At 32.4% G+C, this 862-nt stretch carries 2 protein-coding genes; both read left to right on the top strand.

From position 1 onward, the window contains the following. Positions 1-187, top strand: a 187-nt coding sequence (locus tag BAZSYMA_RS09900; RefSeq protein WP_195910084.1) for a hypothetical protein, incomplete at its 5' end; no start/stop codon positions are given. 71 nt (positions 188-258) lie between these two features. Continuing rightward, the coding region (locus BAZSYMA_RS04005) for a hypothetical protein (RefSeq protein ID WP_143243090.1) at positions 259-862 on the top strand (604 nt) is incomplete at its 3' end.

Below are 862 nucleotides of genomic sequence, written 5' to 3'. Positions count from 1 at the left end.
CGCCAAATACCGACAATCTTGGCTTTATCAAAATCTGTCTAAGTTGATTGGACCATTACAAACATCAAAAAACTTAGAGATAGACGCAGCAGGTTATCAAGCCAGTATTATTGCTTTGAGCATGATATTGAATTTAGTATCAGATCAAAAGATGCGCCAATCTCTTAAAAATATTCTTTTATATTAAAATTATACAAATATATAAATATATTACGGTATAATCAATTTGTGTGAAAAAAAATAATTATAAGGAGAAAAATGCAACCAAAACAAACAAGAATTACCGAAGGTTTTGAGTATTTTTTAAAACAAAATGAATTGGGTAAAACCGATTCTAAAAACATCAATCAATTGTTACTAATGATGGATGAAAATGGCTATATCGACAAGCAAACGATATTAGAGAAAATTTTCGCAAAAGCAGCGGATGCGAATGCGAATTATCGTAACTTTATTAAGCGAATATTAGATGCAATTGGGCGGCTTATTGAGGATTCTGAAGCGGACTCTAAAGAAAAAAGAATACTCAATTCAATTGAAGTAAACACACTCAAAGCAAACAAAATGCGGAAAGCACAATTACAATTGAAAGTGGGTTATTTTCCAACGGATATTCAGCCCTTGAAAAATTGGCAATATGACGATGAAAATTTTGAGCTCAATACTGCCAAAGATGCCACCCAATCTATTGATAAAGATGCGATTAGGATTTTTATTAGTTATAGCAAGCACAATGAAAGTGATACCCAACACTTTAAGCGGTTATTTGAAGCAAAAAACCCTGATATTGGTGGTAAAAAAGTGGTGATTTGGACAATGCAAGAGTTAATTGCTGGCTCAGCATTCGATAAACAAATTCAAG

It is taken from the genome of Bathymodiolus azoricus thioautotrophic gill symbiont, assembly GCF_001298715.1.
Taxonomy (GTDB): Bacteria; Pseudomonadota; Gammaproteobacteria; order PS1; family Pseudothioglobaceae; genus Thiodubiliella.
The sequence above is the reverse complement of the archived record's forward strand: the minus strand, read 5'-3'. Positions and strand labels throughout refer to the sequence as shown.